Below are 12,540 nucleotides of genomic sequence, written 5' to 3' on the forward strand. Positions count from 1 at the left end.
CAGGACTCGCGGTCCGGGCGGTCACCCCGGTGATGCCCCGATCGGCCGATGCTCACCCGACCGCCTGGGCATCAGCACCATAACCCCGGGTGCCAGTGTTGGGGAGGGTCCGCGGCACTCGGTGCCATATGAGTGCGGAGAGGTATACGGCAGGATGACCGGGTGACCGACCGCGACCCCCTTCTCGATCCCGCCGCCATGCGCAAGCACTACCGGGTGGAAGGTCTCGACGAGACCGACCTGGCCGCGCACCCGATGGACCAGTTCGCCCGCTGGTTCGAGCATGCGGCGCTGGCCGCGGCGCACGGCACGCTCTACGAGCCGAACGCGATGGTCGTCTCGACGGCGGACGCCGAGGGCCGTCCCAGCTCCCGGACGGTCCTGCTGAAGCACTACGACGAGTACGGCTTCGTCTTCTACACCAACTACGACTCCCGCAAGGCCCGTGAGCTGGCCGGCAACCCGTATGTGTCCGTGGTGTTCCCCTGGCATCCGATCGCCCGCCAGGTCGTCGTCTCGGGTACCGCCCGGCGCACCGGCCGCGACGAGACCGCCGCCTATTTCCGCACCCGTCCGCATGGTTCCCAGCTGGGTGCCTGGGCCAGCGCCCAGTCGTCGGTGATCCCGTCCCGGGCCGGTCTTGAGGCGTCCTACGCCGAGTTGGCCGCCCGCTATCCGGAGGGCGAGCAGGTGCCGGTGCCGCCGAACTGGGGCGGTTTCCGTATCGCGCCGCGGACGGTCGAGTTCTGGCAGGGCCGCGAGAACCGGCTGCACGACCGGCTGCGTTACGTCGCCGAGCCGGACGGCTCCTGGCGGCTGGAGCGGCTGAGCCCCTGACGGGTCGGCCGGGCGGGGGCGCGCGGGACAGTCCCTGCGGCGTCCGGTCGGCGCGGCCCGGCGGTGGTGTGCCTGTGCGCGGTTCTCAGGCCAGTGCTTCGTCCAGGAGGATCGTCCACTGGGCGACCACGCGTTCACGGCGGGGTGTGTCGTCGGTGAGGAGGTTGGCCAGGCCGAGCCCGCGGGCCATGTCGAGCAGTCCCTGCACGGTTTCGCGGACGCCGGGCCTGGACTCGTCGGCGCCGAGCAGTTCCACCGCTGTCCGGTGGGTCTCACGGCCGACGTGGGCCTCCAGTTCGGTCACCCGGGGCCGCAGTTGCTCCTCCTCGCCGGCGGCGACCCACAGGTGCAGGGCGGCGCGGAAGAGGGGGCCGGTGTACAGGTCGACGAGGGCGGCGACGGCGGCGGGGCGGTCCGCGGCGCCGTCCGGGAAGAGGGCGCGCAGGGCGGCGGTCCGCTGCTCGGCGACGTATTCGACGGCCGCCGTGAACAGGTCCTCGCGGGTGCGGAAGTGGTGCTGGGCCGCGCCGCGGGAGACGCCCGCGCGTTCGGCGACGACCGAGACGGTGGAGCCCGCCCAGCCGTGCTCGGCGAGGCAGGCCACGGCGGCTTCCAGCAGCCGCTGCCGGGTGGCCCGGCTGCGGTCCTGCTTGGGGTGGCGGTCGGCTGCGGTCACAGCACCCATGGGGCATCCCGTCGTTCGAGGAAGGCCGTCATCCCCTCCCGGGCCTGTGCGGAGGAGAACAGCCGGGCGGAGAGCGCGGTCAGGTCGGCCGCCGCCCGGTCGAATGTCTCCAGCACCCTAGCCGTGAGCAGGCGCTTCGTCGCGGCCAGGCCCTGGGGCGAGGATCTGCGCAGGCCGTCGAGGACGGGGGCGAGTGCCGCGTCGACGTCGTCCCCGTAGAGGGTCAGCAGGCCGATGCGGGTGGCTTCGGCGGCGGTGAGGGCGGCGGCGGCGCGCCGGTGGAGACGGTCCAGTCGGGTGTAGGTGAGGGTGGTGCCGTCCACGCCGTCGATCAGCGCGGGCCGGTCGCCGAACTCGGCGGCCCGGCCCAGGACGGCCTCGTGGATGGGCAGTTCCAGGGGCGGGACGTCGGCGTACTCGCTGCGGAACACGGTTCCTCCTCGCGGGCCGGGCGGGCGAGGACCGTGCCGCAGATCGCGGGCGAGACGACCAGCATGAGCAGCGGACAGCCGGCGGCACCCAACTCCTCCAGGACGATGGCGAGTTCGGTGATGCCGCCGCCCCCGCCGCCGTATTCCTCCGGCAGGTTGACGCCGAGGTAGCCGAGTTTGCCCGCCTCGGACCACAGTTCGGCGGGGTGGCGGCCCTCGGCGACGGTGCGGGCGAGGTAGTCACGGCCGTACCGTGCGCCGAGGGCGGCCACGGCGGCCCGCAGTGCCGTGTGCTCTTCGGACTCGATGAGGGTGGTCATGCGTTACCTCCGCGTGCGGCTCGTCCGTGGTTGCTCGCGCGATTCCCCGCGTTCCTGGGCTTGTTCGACCACCGCCAGCACCATGCCTGGCTCCACCTGCTGTCCCGGACTGGCGTGCAGGGCGCTGAGGGTGCCCGTGCCGGGGGCCGAGATCCGGTGCTGCATCTTCATCGCCTCCAGCCAGATCAGGGGCTGGCCCGCCTGTACGGGGGCACCCTCGGCCAGGCCCTCGGCGATGCGGACGACCGTGCCCGGCATCGGCGCCAGCAGGGAGCCGGGGGCCACGTGGACCGCCGGCTCCGGGAGACGGGGCAGGGCCGTGAGGGTGGTGGCGTTCACGTGCACCTGGTCGCCGTAGCGGGCGATCTCGAAGCGCCGCTGTACGCCGTCCACTTCGAGTACGACCCTCCCCGCGTCGGCGTGGACGACCCGCACGCCGTCGGCAGCGAGGCCCTGGCGGGTGTGCCGGTAGCTGACCTCGTGTTCCTCGCCGGCCATCAGATAGCGCTTGGTCTGCGGCTGCGAGGGCAGGTTGCGCCAGCCGCCGAACCGGGAGCGGCCGTGCGCGTCGGCGAGCGCGGCGGCCAGCGGGGCGTACGGGTCGGGGGCCGGGGCGGTGAGGTCCGTGAGGTGGCGGTCGTAGAAGCCGGTGTCCATGCGTCCCGCCGTGAACTCCGGGTGCCGCAGGGACCGTACGAGCAGATCGCGGTTGGTGACCGGGCCGTGCACGGCCGCCCGCTCCAGGGCGCCGGACAGCCGGCGGATCGCCTCCGCGCGCGTGGGGGCGTGCGCGACGGCCTTGGCGAGCATCGGGTCGTAGTGGACGCCGATGGCGTCGCCGTCGGAGTAGCCGGTATCCAGGCGGATGCCGTCCGGTACGGCCAGACGGTGCAGGGTGCCGGTCTGCGGGGCCCAGTCGCGGGCCGGGTCCTCGGCGTACAGGCGGGCCTCGATCGCATGCCCACACGCGCGTGGCGGCCGGTCCGCCAGGGCGTGGCCCTCGGCGACGCGGATCTGCTCGGCCACCAGGTCGATGCCGAACACGGCCTCGGTGACGGGGTGTTCGACCTGGAGGCGGGTGTTCATCTCCAGAAAATGGGCCTTGGCGCCGGTGACGAGGAACTCGACGGTGCCGGCGCCCACGTATGCGACGCGGCGGGCGGCGCGTTCGGCCAGCGCGTACAGTTCGTCGGTGAGGGCCGGCTCCAGGCCGGGTGCGGGGGCCTCCTCGATCACCTTCTGGTGGCGGCGCTGGAGCGAGCAGTCGCGGGTGCCGAGCGTCCACACCGTGCCGTGCGCGTCGGCGAGGATCTGCACCTCGACATGGCGGCCGTCCTCGACGTACGGCTCGACGAAGACCTCGCCGTCCCCGAACGCGCTCACCGCCTCGGCCCGCGCGGCCTCAAGGGCGGCGTCGAGCCGGTCCAGGCCGCGCACGATCCGCATGCCGCGGCCCCCGCCGCCCGCCGCGGCCTTCACCAGCACCGGCAGGTCGGCCGCGGTGACCTCGCGCAGCGGCGCGAGGCCCATCAGCTCCTTGGCGCGCGTCTTGGAGGCCATCGCCTCGATCGCCTCCGGGGGCGGCCCGATCCACACCAGGCCCGCGTCCAGGACGGCGCGCGCGAAACCGGCGTTCTCGGCCAGGAAGCCGTAGCCGGGGTGCACGGCGTCCGCGCCGGCGGTCACGGCGGCCTGCACGATCAGGTCGCCCCGCAGATACGTCTCGGCGGGCGCCGCGCCCGCAAGGCGTACCGCGGTGTCGGCCACGCGCGCGTGCAGGGCGTTCCCATCGGCGTCCGAGTGCACGGCGACCGTCCGGATGCCCAGGTCGCGGCAGGTGCGAAAGATCCGGCAGGCGATCTCGCCCCGGTTGGCCACAAGGACAGAAGTGATCACGGCTGGTCCCTCACATCCGGAAGACGCCGAAGCCGCCCCGCACACCCTGGTAGGGCGCGGTGTGCAGGGCGGACAGGCACAGGCCGAGGACGGTACGGGTGTCGCGCGGGTCGATGACGCCGTCGTCGTACAGCCGCCCGGACAGGAACATCGGCAGCGACTCGGCCTCGATCTGCTGCTCCACCATGGCGCGCAGCGCCGCGTCGCCGTCCTCGTCGTACGGCTGTCCCTTGGCGGCGGCCGACTGGCGGGCCACGATCGACAGCACCCCGGCGAGCTGCTGCGGGCCCATGACGGCCGACTTGGCGCTGGGCCAGGCGAACAGGAACCGCGGGTCGTAGGCGCGTCCGCACATGCCGTAGTGGCCGGCCCCGTAGGAGGCGCCCATGAGGACCGACAGATGCGGCACCGTGGAGTTGCCGACCGCGTTGATCATCATCGCGCCGTGCTTGATGATGCCGCCCTGCTCGTACTCCCTGCCGACCATGTAACCGGTGGTGTTGTGCAGGAACAGCAGCGGGATGTCGCGCTGGTTGGCGAGCTGGATGAACTGGGCGGCCTTCTGCGACTCCGGGCTGAACAGCACACCCTGCGCGTTGGCGAGGATGCCCAGCGGGTAGCCGTGCAGAGCGGCCCAGCCGGTCGTCAGGCTCGTCCCGTACAGCGGTTTGAACTCGTCGAAGTCGGAGCCGTCGACGATCCGGGCGATCACCTCGCGCGGGTCGAAGGGGGCCTTCAGGTCGCCCGGGACGATGCCGAGCAGGTCCTCCGGGGCGTACTTCGGCGGCTCGGCCGGGCCCGGATCGGGGTACGCCTTGCGGTGGTTGAGGCGGGCCACCACCCGCCGCGCCTGCCGCAGGGCGTCCTGTTCGTCCACGGCGAAGTGGTCGGCGAGCCCCGACACGCGCGCGTGCATCTCCGCGCCGCCCAGGGACTCGTCGTCACTCTCCTCCCCGGTGGCCATCTTCACCAGCGGCGGACCGCCGAGGAACACCTTCGCCCGCTCCTTGACCATGATCACGTGGTCGGACATGCCGGGGATGTAGGCGCCGCCCGCGGTGGAGTTCCCGAAGACGACGGCAACGGTGGGGATCCCGGCGGCGGACAGCCGGGTCAGGTCCCGGAAGACGGCGCCACCGGGGATGAAGATCTCCTTCTGCGAGGGCAGATCGGCGCCGCCCGACTCCACCAGGCTGATGCAGGGCAGCCGGTTGGCGAGCGCGATGTCATGGGCGCGCAGCGCCTTCTTCAGGCTCCACGGGTTGCTGGCGCCGCCGCGCACAGTGGGGTCGTTCGCGGTGATCAGACACTCGACGCCTTCGACCACGCCGATGCCGGTGACCAGGGACGCGCCGACGGTGTGGTCGCTGCCCCAGGCGGCCAGCGGCGACAGCTCCAGGAACGGCGTGTCCGGGTCCAGCAGCAGTTCGACGCGCTCGCGGGCGAGCAGCCTGCCGCGCCGCCGGTGCCGCTCGACGTACTTCGGGCCGCCGCCCGCGAGTGCCTTCGCGTGCTCGGCGTCCAGCTCGGCGAGTTTCGCAAGCATGGCCTCGCGGTTCGCCCGGTGCTCGGCGCCGCGCACGTCGACGGCGGAGGAAAGGACCGTCATAGCAATGCCTCCGGGATGTCCAGGTGGCGGGAGCGCAGCCATTCGCCGAGGGCCTTGGCCTGCGGGTCGAAACGGTGCTGGGCGGCGACGCCCGCGCCGAGGATGCCCTCCACGGTGAAGTTGAGGGCGCGCAGACCGGGCAGCACATGACGGGTCACGGTCAGTGGCCGGCTCTCGGGTATCAGCTGCCGGAATCTGTCGGCGGTCAGTTCGTGCGCCAGCCACCGCCAGGCGTCGTCGGTACGGACCCAGACACCGACGTTGGCACTCCCGCCCTTGTCGCCGCTGCGGGCCCCGGCGACCAGCCCCAGCGGCGCCCGCCGGGTCGGCCCGACGGGCAGCGGCATCGGCGGGTCCGGCTCCGGTACGGCGTCGAGCACCCGGCTGTCCTGGGGGCCTGGCACGGGGATACGGCGCCCGTCGTGGAGGACCGCCACATGGTCGACGGCACCATGGGGGACGTACACATCCTCGAAGACCCCATAGGGCGTGCCTTTCCCCGGGGGCGCGAGCACATGGAAGCCGGGGTAACTGGCCAGCGCCAGCTCGACGGCGGCACCGCTGAGCGCCCGCCCGACGACCGCCTGGTCGCCGTCCCTGACGACGAGCCGCAGCAGCGCGCTCGCGGTCTCCTCGGTGTCCGCGTCCGCCCGGTCGGTGCGCACCAGATCCCACCGCACCTGCGCGGGCGGGGACTTGGCGAGCGCGTCGGCCATCTGCTCCCGCACCAGCGCCGCCTTGGCCTCGATGTCGAGCCCGGTCAGCACGAAGACGACCTCGTTGCGGAAGCCGCCGAGCCGGTTGAGGCCGACCTTCAGGGTCGGCGGCGGAGCCTCCCCGCGTACGCCCTCGACGCGCACCCGGTCGGGTCCGTCCTGGGTGAGCCGTACGGTGTCCAGCCGCGCGGTGACATCGGGCCCGGCGTACCGGGCGCCGCCCGTCTCGTACAGCAACTGGGCCGTGACCGTGCCCACGTCCACGAAGCCGCCGGTGCCGGGATGCTTGGTGACGACGGCCGTGCCGTCCTCATGGATTTCGGCGAGCGGGAAGCCGGGACGCCGGACGTCGCCCTCGGTGAAGAACGCGTAGTTGCCGCCGGTGGCCTGCGCCCCGCACTCCAGCACATGTCCGGCGACCACGGCGCCCGCGAGCCGGTCGTACTCCCCGGGCGCCCAGCCGAAGTGCGCGGCGGCCGGCCCTGTGACCAGCGCCGCGTCGGTCACCCGCCCGGTGACCACGATGTCGGCACCGGCCCGCAGACACTCCGCGATGCCGAAACCGCCCAGATAGGCGTGGGCGGCCAGGCCCGGGTGGGCGGCGGTCAGATCGTCGCCCGCCACGTGCGCGACCCGCACCGGGACACCGAGCCGGTCCGCCAACGCCCGTACGGCATCGGCGAGTCCGGCGGGATCGAGGCCGCCGGCATTGGTCACGATCCGGACGGACCGCTCGTGCGCGAGCCCGAGGCAGTCCTCCAACTGCCGCAGGAAGGTACGCGCGTACCCGGCACCCGGGTCCTTGAGCCGGTCCCGGGCCAGGATCAGCATCGTCAGCTCGGCGAGGTAGTCGCCGGTCAGCACGTCCAGTTCACCGCCGGTGAGCATCTCGCGCATCGCGTCGAACCGGTCGCCGTAGAAACCGGAGGCGTTGCCTATGCGCAGCGGTTCGGTCACAACCGCTCCTCCTGCCCGCGCCCGGACTCCCGCCCGGCACCCGGCGGCCCCGCGAACGCCTGCGCGATCTCCAGCCAGCGGTCGGCGTCGGCCCCCACCGCGCGCACCGCGAGGTCGGCCCGGTGGGCACGCCGGGTGACCAGCAGGCAGAAGTCGAGCGCGGGACCGGTGACGCGCTGCGCGGCGTCCTCGGGCCCGTACGCCCAGACCTCGCCGGACGGGCCGACAACCTCCACCCGGAACTCCTCGGCGGGTGCGGGCAGCCCATGGACGCCGAAGGAGAAGTCCCGGGCTCGCACACCGATGCGGACCACATGCTTCAGCCGGTCGGTGGGGGTGCGGACCACACCTAGGGCGTCCGCCACGTCCTGCCCGTGGGCCCAGGTCTCCATGAGCCGGCCGGTGGCCATGGATGCCGCCGACATAGGCGGGCCGTACCAGGGGAAACGCGCGCCGACGGGCGCCGCACGCAGGGCCAGGTCGAGCGCGGCCCGCCCTTCACGCCACCGCGCCAGCAGCGCATCGGGCGCCAACCGGGCCCCGTCCGCCGCGCCCTCATCGACGAATGTTTCCGGTGCGGCGAGGGCCTTCTCTGCCAGCTTCTGGAACGCGTCCGCGTCGGTGACCGCGAGCAGCGCGGAACGGTCGGTCCAGGCGAGGTGCGCGATCTGGTGGGCGACGGTCCAGCCCGGCGCGGGCGTGGCGAGCGCCCAAGCTTTCGGCGCCAGCTCTCCTACGAGTCGGTCCAGTTCGCGGCTCTCTGCGCGCAGGTCATCGAGGACGGGCATGGGGTCGGCCATGCGGAGGAGCATGGCAGCACCCCCAGAAACAATCAAGCACGCTTGCATGAATTGGTTTTCCACAACCCATCACTCGTGTGCGGCCGTTTCGCTACTCTCGGTGACAGGAGGTGGTCGGCATGCGAAGCCGCGAACTGGACCCCAGCGCATCGCCCTTGGACTACTACGGCCGTCAGCTGCGCCGGGCAGGGGAGACGGCGGGAAACTCACGCTGGCACAACTAGGCGAATCCGCCCCACAACCCGCAGCCACTCGAAAGGGTGAGCGCACGTAAGGGGCGAACGACCTCAGGCATCCCGCTGGCTGACGAACCCCAACGACGCCAGCCCCTCCGCCGCACACAATCGGTCGGAAGCCCCTCCCACCTCGGTCTGCAAAAGCTGGTACGCGGCACTGTGTTGATGACCCCAATGCATCGCCGCACGCCACAGGGCGCGACCGTAGCCGTGGCCGCGGTACTGGGGCAGCACGCCGAAGTACTGGGGCAGCAGGCGCGCGGCTCCGCCGACATCCGCCATGGTCTCCATGGGACCGATGGCGCCGACCACGCGGCCGTCGTGGAGGACGGTGAGGACCGGGCCCACGGTCCCGGCCCGCATCTGCTCGTGGAGAAACACAAACCCGTCCGCGGCCATCTGCTCGGCGAACTCCGTGAACCCGGCCCCTTCGTGCAGTTGTTTGTCCTCGTGCACCGACACGCCCGGAGCCTCCCCGGGCCCCTCGGCGAAGTCCTTGAGCTGGACTCGGGTCCCCACGCCCTGGGCGTACGCCTCAGGCTGCTCCGGGCCCAGGAACCACACCACTCGGGCTTTGGCGGCGCCGTGGACGGCAGCGAGCTTGCGGGCCAGGTCGGCGCCGGCGGACAGACTGTCAGGGGCCGCCCCGTAGACGTGGACCTTGACAACGCCGGCGCCGCGCTCGGCGAGCGTGGGCACGAGGGTCTGGTGCCGGCCGTGCTCGATGGCGCCGACCAGGACGCGCTCCGCCTTGCGCTCGGACCAGCGGCGGTCCTTGTCGTACGGAAGGAACCGGCCGGTCCCCGCGATCTCCACAACGGCCTCGAACAGCTCGGGCAGCGGGTTACCCGGGCGGACGGGTCCGAGGGTCGGCACGTACGGCACGGGCATCACAGGCTCAATCCAGCCCCAGTGAAAGCACATGCACGCACGCTACTCAGGGTGCACGCACGCCGCAGGCCCCGACCCGAGTTGGCGTCAGGGCCTGCGCGTTCACGACCGGATCAGGTGCAGATCAGCCCGCTAGTGCGGGTTGTCGTCGCCGGCGGCGCACGAGCACTTCGCGCTGTCCATCACGGTGTCCATGTCGGCGACCGGGGTGATCCGGGTCACCGGCACGGCCGGTGCCAGGACCGGCCGCGTGAAGTACGGCCGACCGTCCTGGGCGGGCCCGTCGCCCGGGAGCGGGCGACGCGGCGAGATCTCGACTGCTACAGCGGTCATCTTCACCCTGCTTTCTTCTGTCCGTGCTGGCAGTAAGCCGCCAGCGGGGCCTTCGCCTCCTGGTAGTGCTTGGCCAGGGGCCTGCACACGCGGCAGGAACCGGACAGGGCGCATCCTGAACACCCTCCGGTGCGAAGCATCAGGCGGTCCGCGATCGCGCCCAGCCGGGCAAGGCCCTGGATTCCCTCGTGGGGCAGGCTGATCTGGTCATCGCGGCCGATCTTGCAGATGGACACCAGACCGTGCGGGTCCATGTGGAAGAAGGTGTGTCCGGCGTTGCAGCCGGTGAACGTTTTGCGGAGCCGCAGGTGCTCCTTGGACTGCGCGGTGAGCACCTCGCCGCCGCCGTAGATCGTCGGCGTCATGTTCGTGAACACCTCGTACTCGACGCCCCACGACTTGCACAGGTCCACCATGGCCTGCTCCTCGTGGCCGTTGTCCTCGGTGACGACGACGCTCATACGCAGCGGCAGGCGGGCGTGGCGGGCGGCGTTCATGCCCTGCACGAACTGGTCCCACGCTCCCTCGCGCTGCGTCAGCTCGTCGTAGCTCGCTTTGGTCGCGCCGTACATGGACACCGTGACGCGGTACGGCGGGCACTCCTTGAAGAGGTCCAAGAGGTTCCTCCGCCACAGCAGGGAACCGTTCGTGGAGACGGTGATCATCATGCCGAGTTCCCAGGCGTACCGGTGCGCGCGCATGAAGTCACGGTCAACGGTCGGCTCGCCGCCGGTGACCTGGAGGAAGAGCACGCCGGCCTCGGCCATGACGTCCAGGCAGCGCCGCCTGTCCTCCCACGACATCCCGGAGTTGACCTTGAGCCCCAGGTAACAGTGCTTGCACTTGTAGTTGCAGCCCAGGTTGACCTCCCAACTCGCCTTGCCGTACCCCCAGGTGGAGGGCTGGCGGACGAGCAGGAAGTCGCCGGTGGGCCGGCCGGTCACGTCCAAGTCTTCCCACTGCTCGCGGACGGCGTCGGCAAGCCAGGCCGGGGCGGGTTCCGCGGCGTCAAGGGCGCGCAGCTCCTCGTACCGCTCTCCCGGCAGCAGGGCGCCGCCACGGCTCCCCGGCCGTACGAGCACATGCTGCTCCAGGAACGGGCTGGCGATCAGGGAATGCATGCAGGCTCCAAGAGGGTCGTCCGCCCCTCGTCGGGGCGGGAGTCTGAGGGGAGGAAGGAAGTGGTGAGCAACCGATGCATCGAACGTTCCTCAGCGATGCGGGATGAGTGCGTGCGATGAGGAGCGACCGGGCCGTCAGGCGACCGCCGTCAGCTCCGCGACGCGGGCGAACTCCTCCTCCAGACGGTCGCGTCCGAGGGCGGCGAACTCGCGGTCGAGGTCCGCCGGTGTCACTCCGCGGAGTTCCACCATCGTGCGGGCGGCCCGGACCCAGCGAGCCCACTCCGACCCGTACTTCACCTGCTCCATGTGACACCCGGGGATGGGCTGGAGCGTTTGTGGGTGATGAAGGGGGCCGACGACTCCCCACGCGGGCACGCGTCTTGCCCATGCCGCCACGAACCGCCCACCGCGCAGGGCGTTGCAGAGCTGGATGGAGATCCCGGCACACGGTACGCATACCGGTGGGCTGGTGGTCCGTTCCCCTTCCCGGACCGCACCGCAGGAGTCCCGCAGGAGGAACAGGTGGGGGCCGTGCGGGTCGGGCGGCATGCGGGAGCAGACCTGGCACATCATGTTCAGCATTGCCCGACGCTGCCGGTAGGGGTGGACGTTCCGGAGTTGTAGGTTGCCCCGGCGGCGCTTGGGCCGGAGGGCGTAGCGGGCCCAGAGCACGCCGAAGCTGTCGCGGTCGTACGGGGTTTCGTCCGCGTACGCGATCCCCGGGACCACGCGGCGGCGGACGATCGGGCACGACAGGAGCCTTTCCTCGCTCCATCCGGCGATGTACGGGACGACGCCTGGCGGGGCCGGAGGCAACACGATCGAGAACCTTCCTTTGTCGAGACGAGAGTCACGGGCCCGCCGGCCCCCGCGGGGAGAGTCGGGAGCGGGAAGCCGGCGGGCACCTGGGGGGGCTCCGGTCACTCCCTGGGGCGTGAGCGACCGGAGCCGGTCATGAGGTCAGCGGCCGATTCCGGCCACGAGGGCGCCCATGAGGGCGGCAAGGATCAGCGCGTAGAAGAACTGGCCCTTCGGAGTGTCCGGCCTCATACGCATCGCCACTCCTCCCGAGCCGTTTCAACTGAAGCGAGGTAGGACTCCAGGAGCACGCCTGCCGGTATCGCCTTGGGGGCGGTCATGCCGTGGCCACCTCCGCCCACACGCTCTTGCCCCAGGTGTAGGGGATGACGCCCCAGGTCCTGGACAGGCCGTCGACCAGTCGCAGGCCGCGGCCCGTCTCGGCCAGCGGGTCCGCGAGTTGGATGCGCGGCAGCTCCCGGCTCTTGTCCGTGACGGCCAGGCGCACCCGGTCGCGGGCGATGCGGGTCACGGTGATTCGCACGACCGTGCCGTGGGCGTGCCGGACGGCGTTGCTCACCAGCTCCGTGGCCACCACCTTGGCGTCATCGGCGAGCTGTGGAAGGTGCCACACGGCCAGCACCATGGCCACCATGGCTCGGGCATCCTCGGCGGCCTGCTCGTCCCGTAGGAGTACCCCGCTGTAGGCCGGATCTCCGGTGGCCGAGGCGACCGGCCGCCAGGACGGTCGCAGCCGCTCCTCCACTTTGCCTCCGCGGCCCGTGGTCGAGCCGCCAGTGGTGCTCGCTGTGGTGTTCTGCGTGGCTGCTCTGGACATCGTCACGCCTTGCCTCTGGGGGGAGTTGGGGCAGCCCCGTCCTCCCCTCGCGGTGCTCGGGGCCGGGCC

At 71.9% G+C, this 12,540-nt stretch carries 11 protein-coding genes and 2 pseudogenes; 1 reads left to right on the plus strand and 12 read right to left on the minus strand.

Annotated features, from left to right (window positions below; all coding sequences use genetic code 11):
- The first annotated feature begins 162 nt into the window (after positions 1-162).
- Complete coding sequence (gene pdxH / locus ABT245_RS29630; RefSeq protein ID WP_351739157.1) at positions 163-837, plus strand: pyridoxamine 5'-phosphate oxidase; 675 nt, start codon at positions 163-165, stop codon at positions 835-837.
- An 85-nt stretch (positions 838-922) separates the two neighbouring features.
- On the opposite strand, the gene ABT245_RS29635 is transcribed toward pdxH, so the two are convergent.
- From ABT245_RS29635 to ABT245_RS29690, 12 genes and pseudogenes are all read right to left on the minus strand, one after another.
- The gene (locus tag ABT245_RS29635) at positions 923-1,522 is read right to left on the minus strand and encodes a TetR/AcrR family transcriptional regulator (RefSeq protein WP_351739160.1); all 600 of its coding nucleotides are present in this window, start codon (positions 1,520-1,522) and stop codon (positions 923-925) included.
- A pseudogene (locus tag ABT245_RS29640) lies at positions 1,510-1,782 on the minus strand (enoyl-CoA hydratase); the annotation flags it as partial. The gene ABT245_RS29635 and the pseudogene ABT245_RS29640, both read right to left, overlap by 13 nt.
- A gap of 173 nt (positions 1,783-1,955) precedes the next feature.
- Positions 1,956-2,273, minus strand: a pseudogene (locus ABT245_RS29645) (acyl-CoA dehydrogenase family protein); the annotation flags it as partial.
- A gap of 3 nt (positions 2,274-2,276) precedes the next feature.
- Positions 2,277-4,169: an acetyl/propionyl/methylcrotonyl-CoA carboxylase subunit alpha gene (locus tag ABT245_RS29650; RefSeq protein ID WP_351739163.1), complete on the minus strand. Its 1,893-nt coding sequence runs from the start codon at positions 4,167-4,169 to the stop codon at positions 2,277-2,279.
- A gap of 10 nt (positions 4,170-4,179) precedes the next feature.
- Positions 4,180-5,778 (minus strand): acyl-CoA carboxylase subunit beta, encoded by a 1,599-nt coding sequence (locus ABT245_RS29655; protein WP_351739166.1) that lies wholly within the window; start codon positions 5,776-5,778, stop codon positions 4,180-4,182.
- Positions 5,775-7,451 (minus strand): acyclic terpene utilization AtuA family protein, encoded by a 1,677-nt coding sequence (locus ABT245_RS29660; protein ID WP_502982220.1) that lies wholly within the window; start codon positions 7,449-7,451, stop codon positions 5,775-5,777. Before ABT245_RS29660 ends, ABT245_RS29655 begins: the two co-directional genes overlap by 4 nt.
- The gene (locus ABT245_RS29665; protein ID WP_351739169.1) at positions 7,448-8,251 is read right to left on the minus strand and encodes a TIGR03084 family metal-binding protein; all 804 of its coding nucleotides are present in this window, start codon (positions 8,249-8,251) and stop codon (positions 7,448-7,450) included. Before ABT245_RS29665 ends, ABT245_RS29660 begins: the two co-directional genes overlap by 4 nt.
- Before the next feature lie 287 nt (positions 8,252-8,538).
- A complete protein-coding gene (locus tag ABT245_RS29670) occupies positions 8,539-9,378 on the minus strand; it encodes a GNAT family N-acetyltransferase (protein WP_351739172.1) in 840 nt (279 codons plus the stop codon).
- A 132-nt stretch (positions 9,379-9,510) separates the two neighbouring features.
- Entirely contained in the window at positions 9,511-9,711 is a 201-nt protein-coding gene (locus ABT245_RS29675) for a hypothetical protein (protein WP_351739175.1), read from the minus strand.
- A gap of 2 nt (positions 9,712-9,713) precedes the next feature.
- On the minus strand, positions 9,714-10,832 hold the full coding sequence (locus tag ABT245_RS29680; protein ID WP_351739178.1) for a radical SAM protein: 1,119 nt from the start codon (positions 10,830-10,832) through the stop codon (positions 9,714-9,716).
- Between the two features lie 135 nt (positions 10,833-10,967).
- On the minus strand, positions 10,968-11,654 hold the full coding sequence (locus tag ABT245_RS29685; RefSeq protein WP_351739181.1) for a hypothetical protein: 687 nt from the start codon (positions 11,652-11,654) through the stop codon (positions 10,968-10,970).
- A gap of 316 nt (positions 11,655-11,970) precedes the next feature.
- Positions 11,971-12,471 (minus strand): ATP-binding protein, encoded by a 501-nt coding sequence (locus ABT245_RS29690; RefSeq protein WP_351739184.1) that lies wholly within the window; start codon positions 12,469-12,471, stop codon positions 11,971-11,973.
- Positions 12,472-12,540: the final 69 nt, after the last annotated feature.

Source organism: Streptomyces sp. NPDC001508, from assembly GCF_040298665.1.
Classification (GTDB): domain Bacteria; phylum Actinomycetota; class Actinomycetes; order Streptomycetales; family Streptomycetaceae; genus Streptomyces.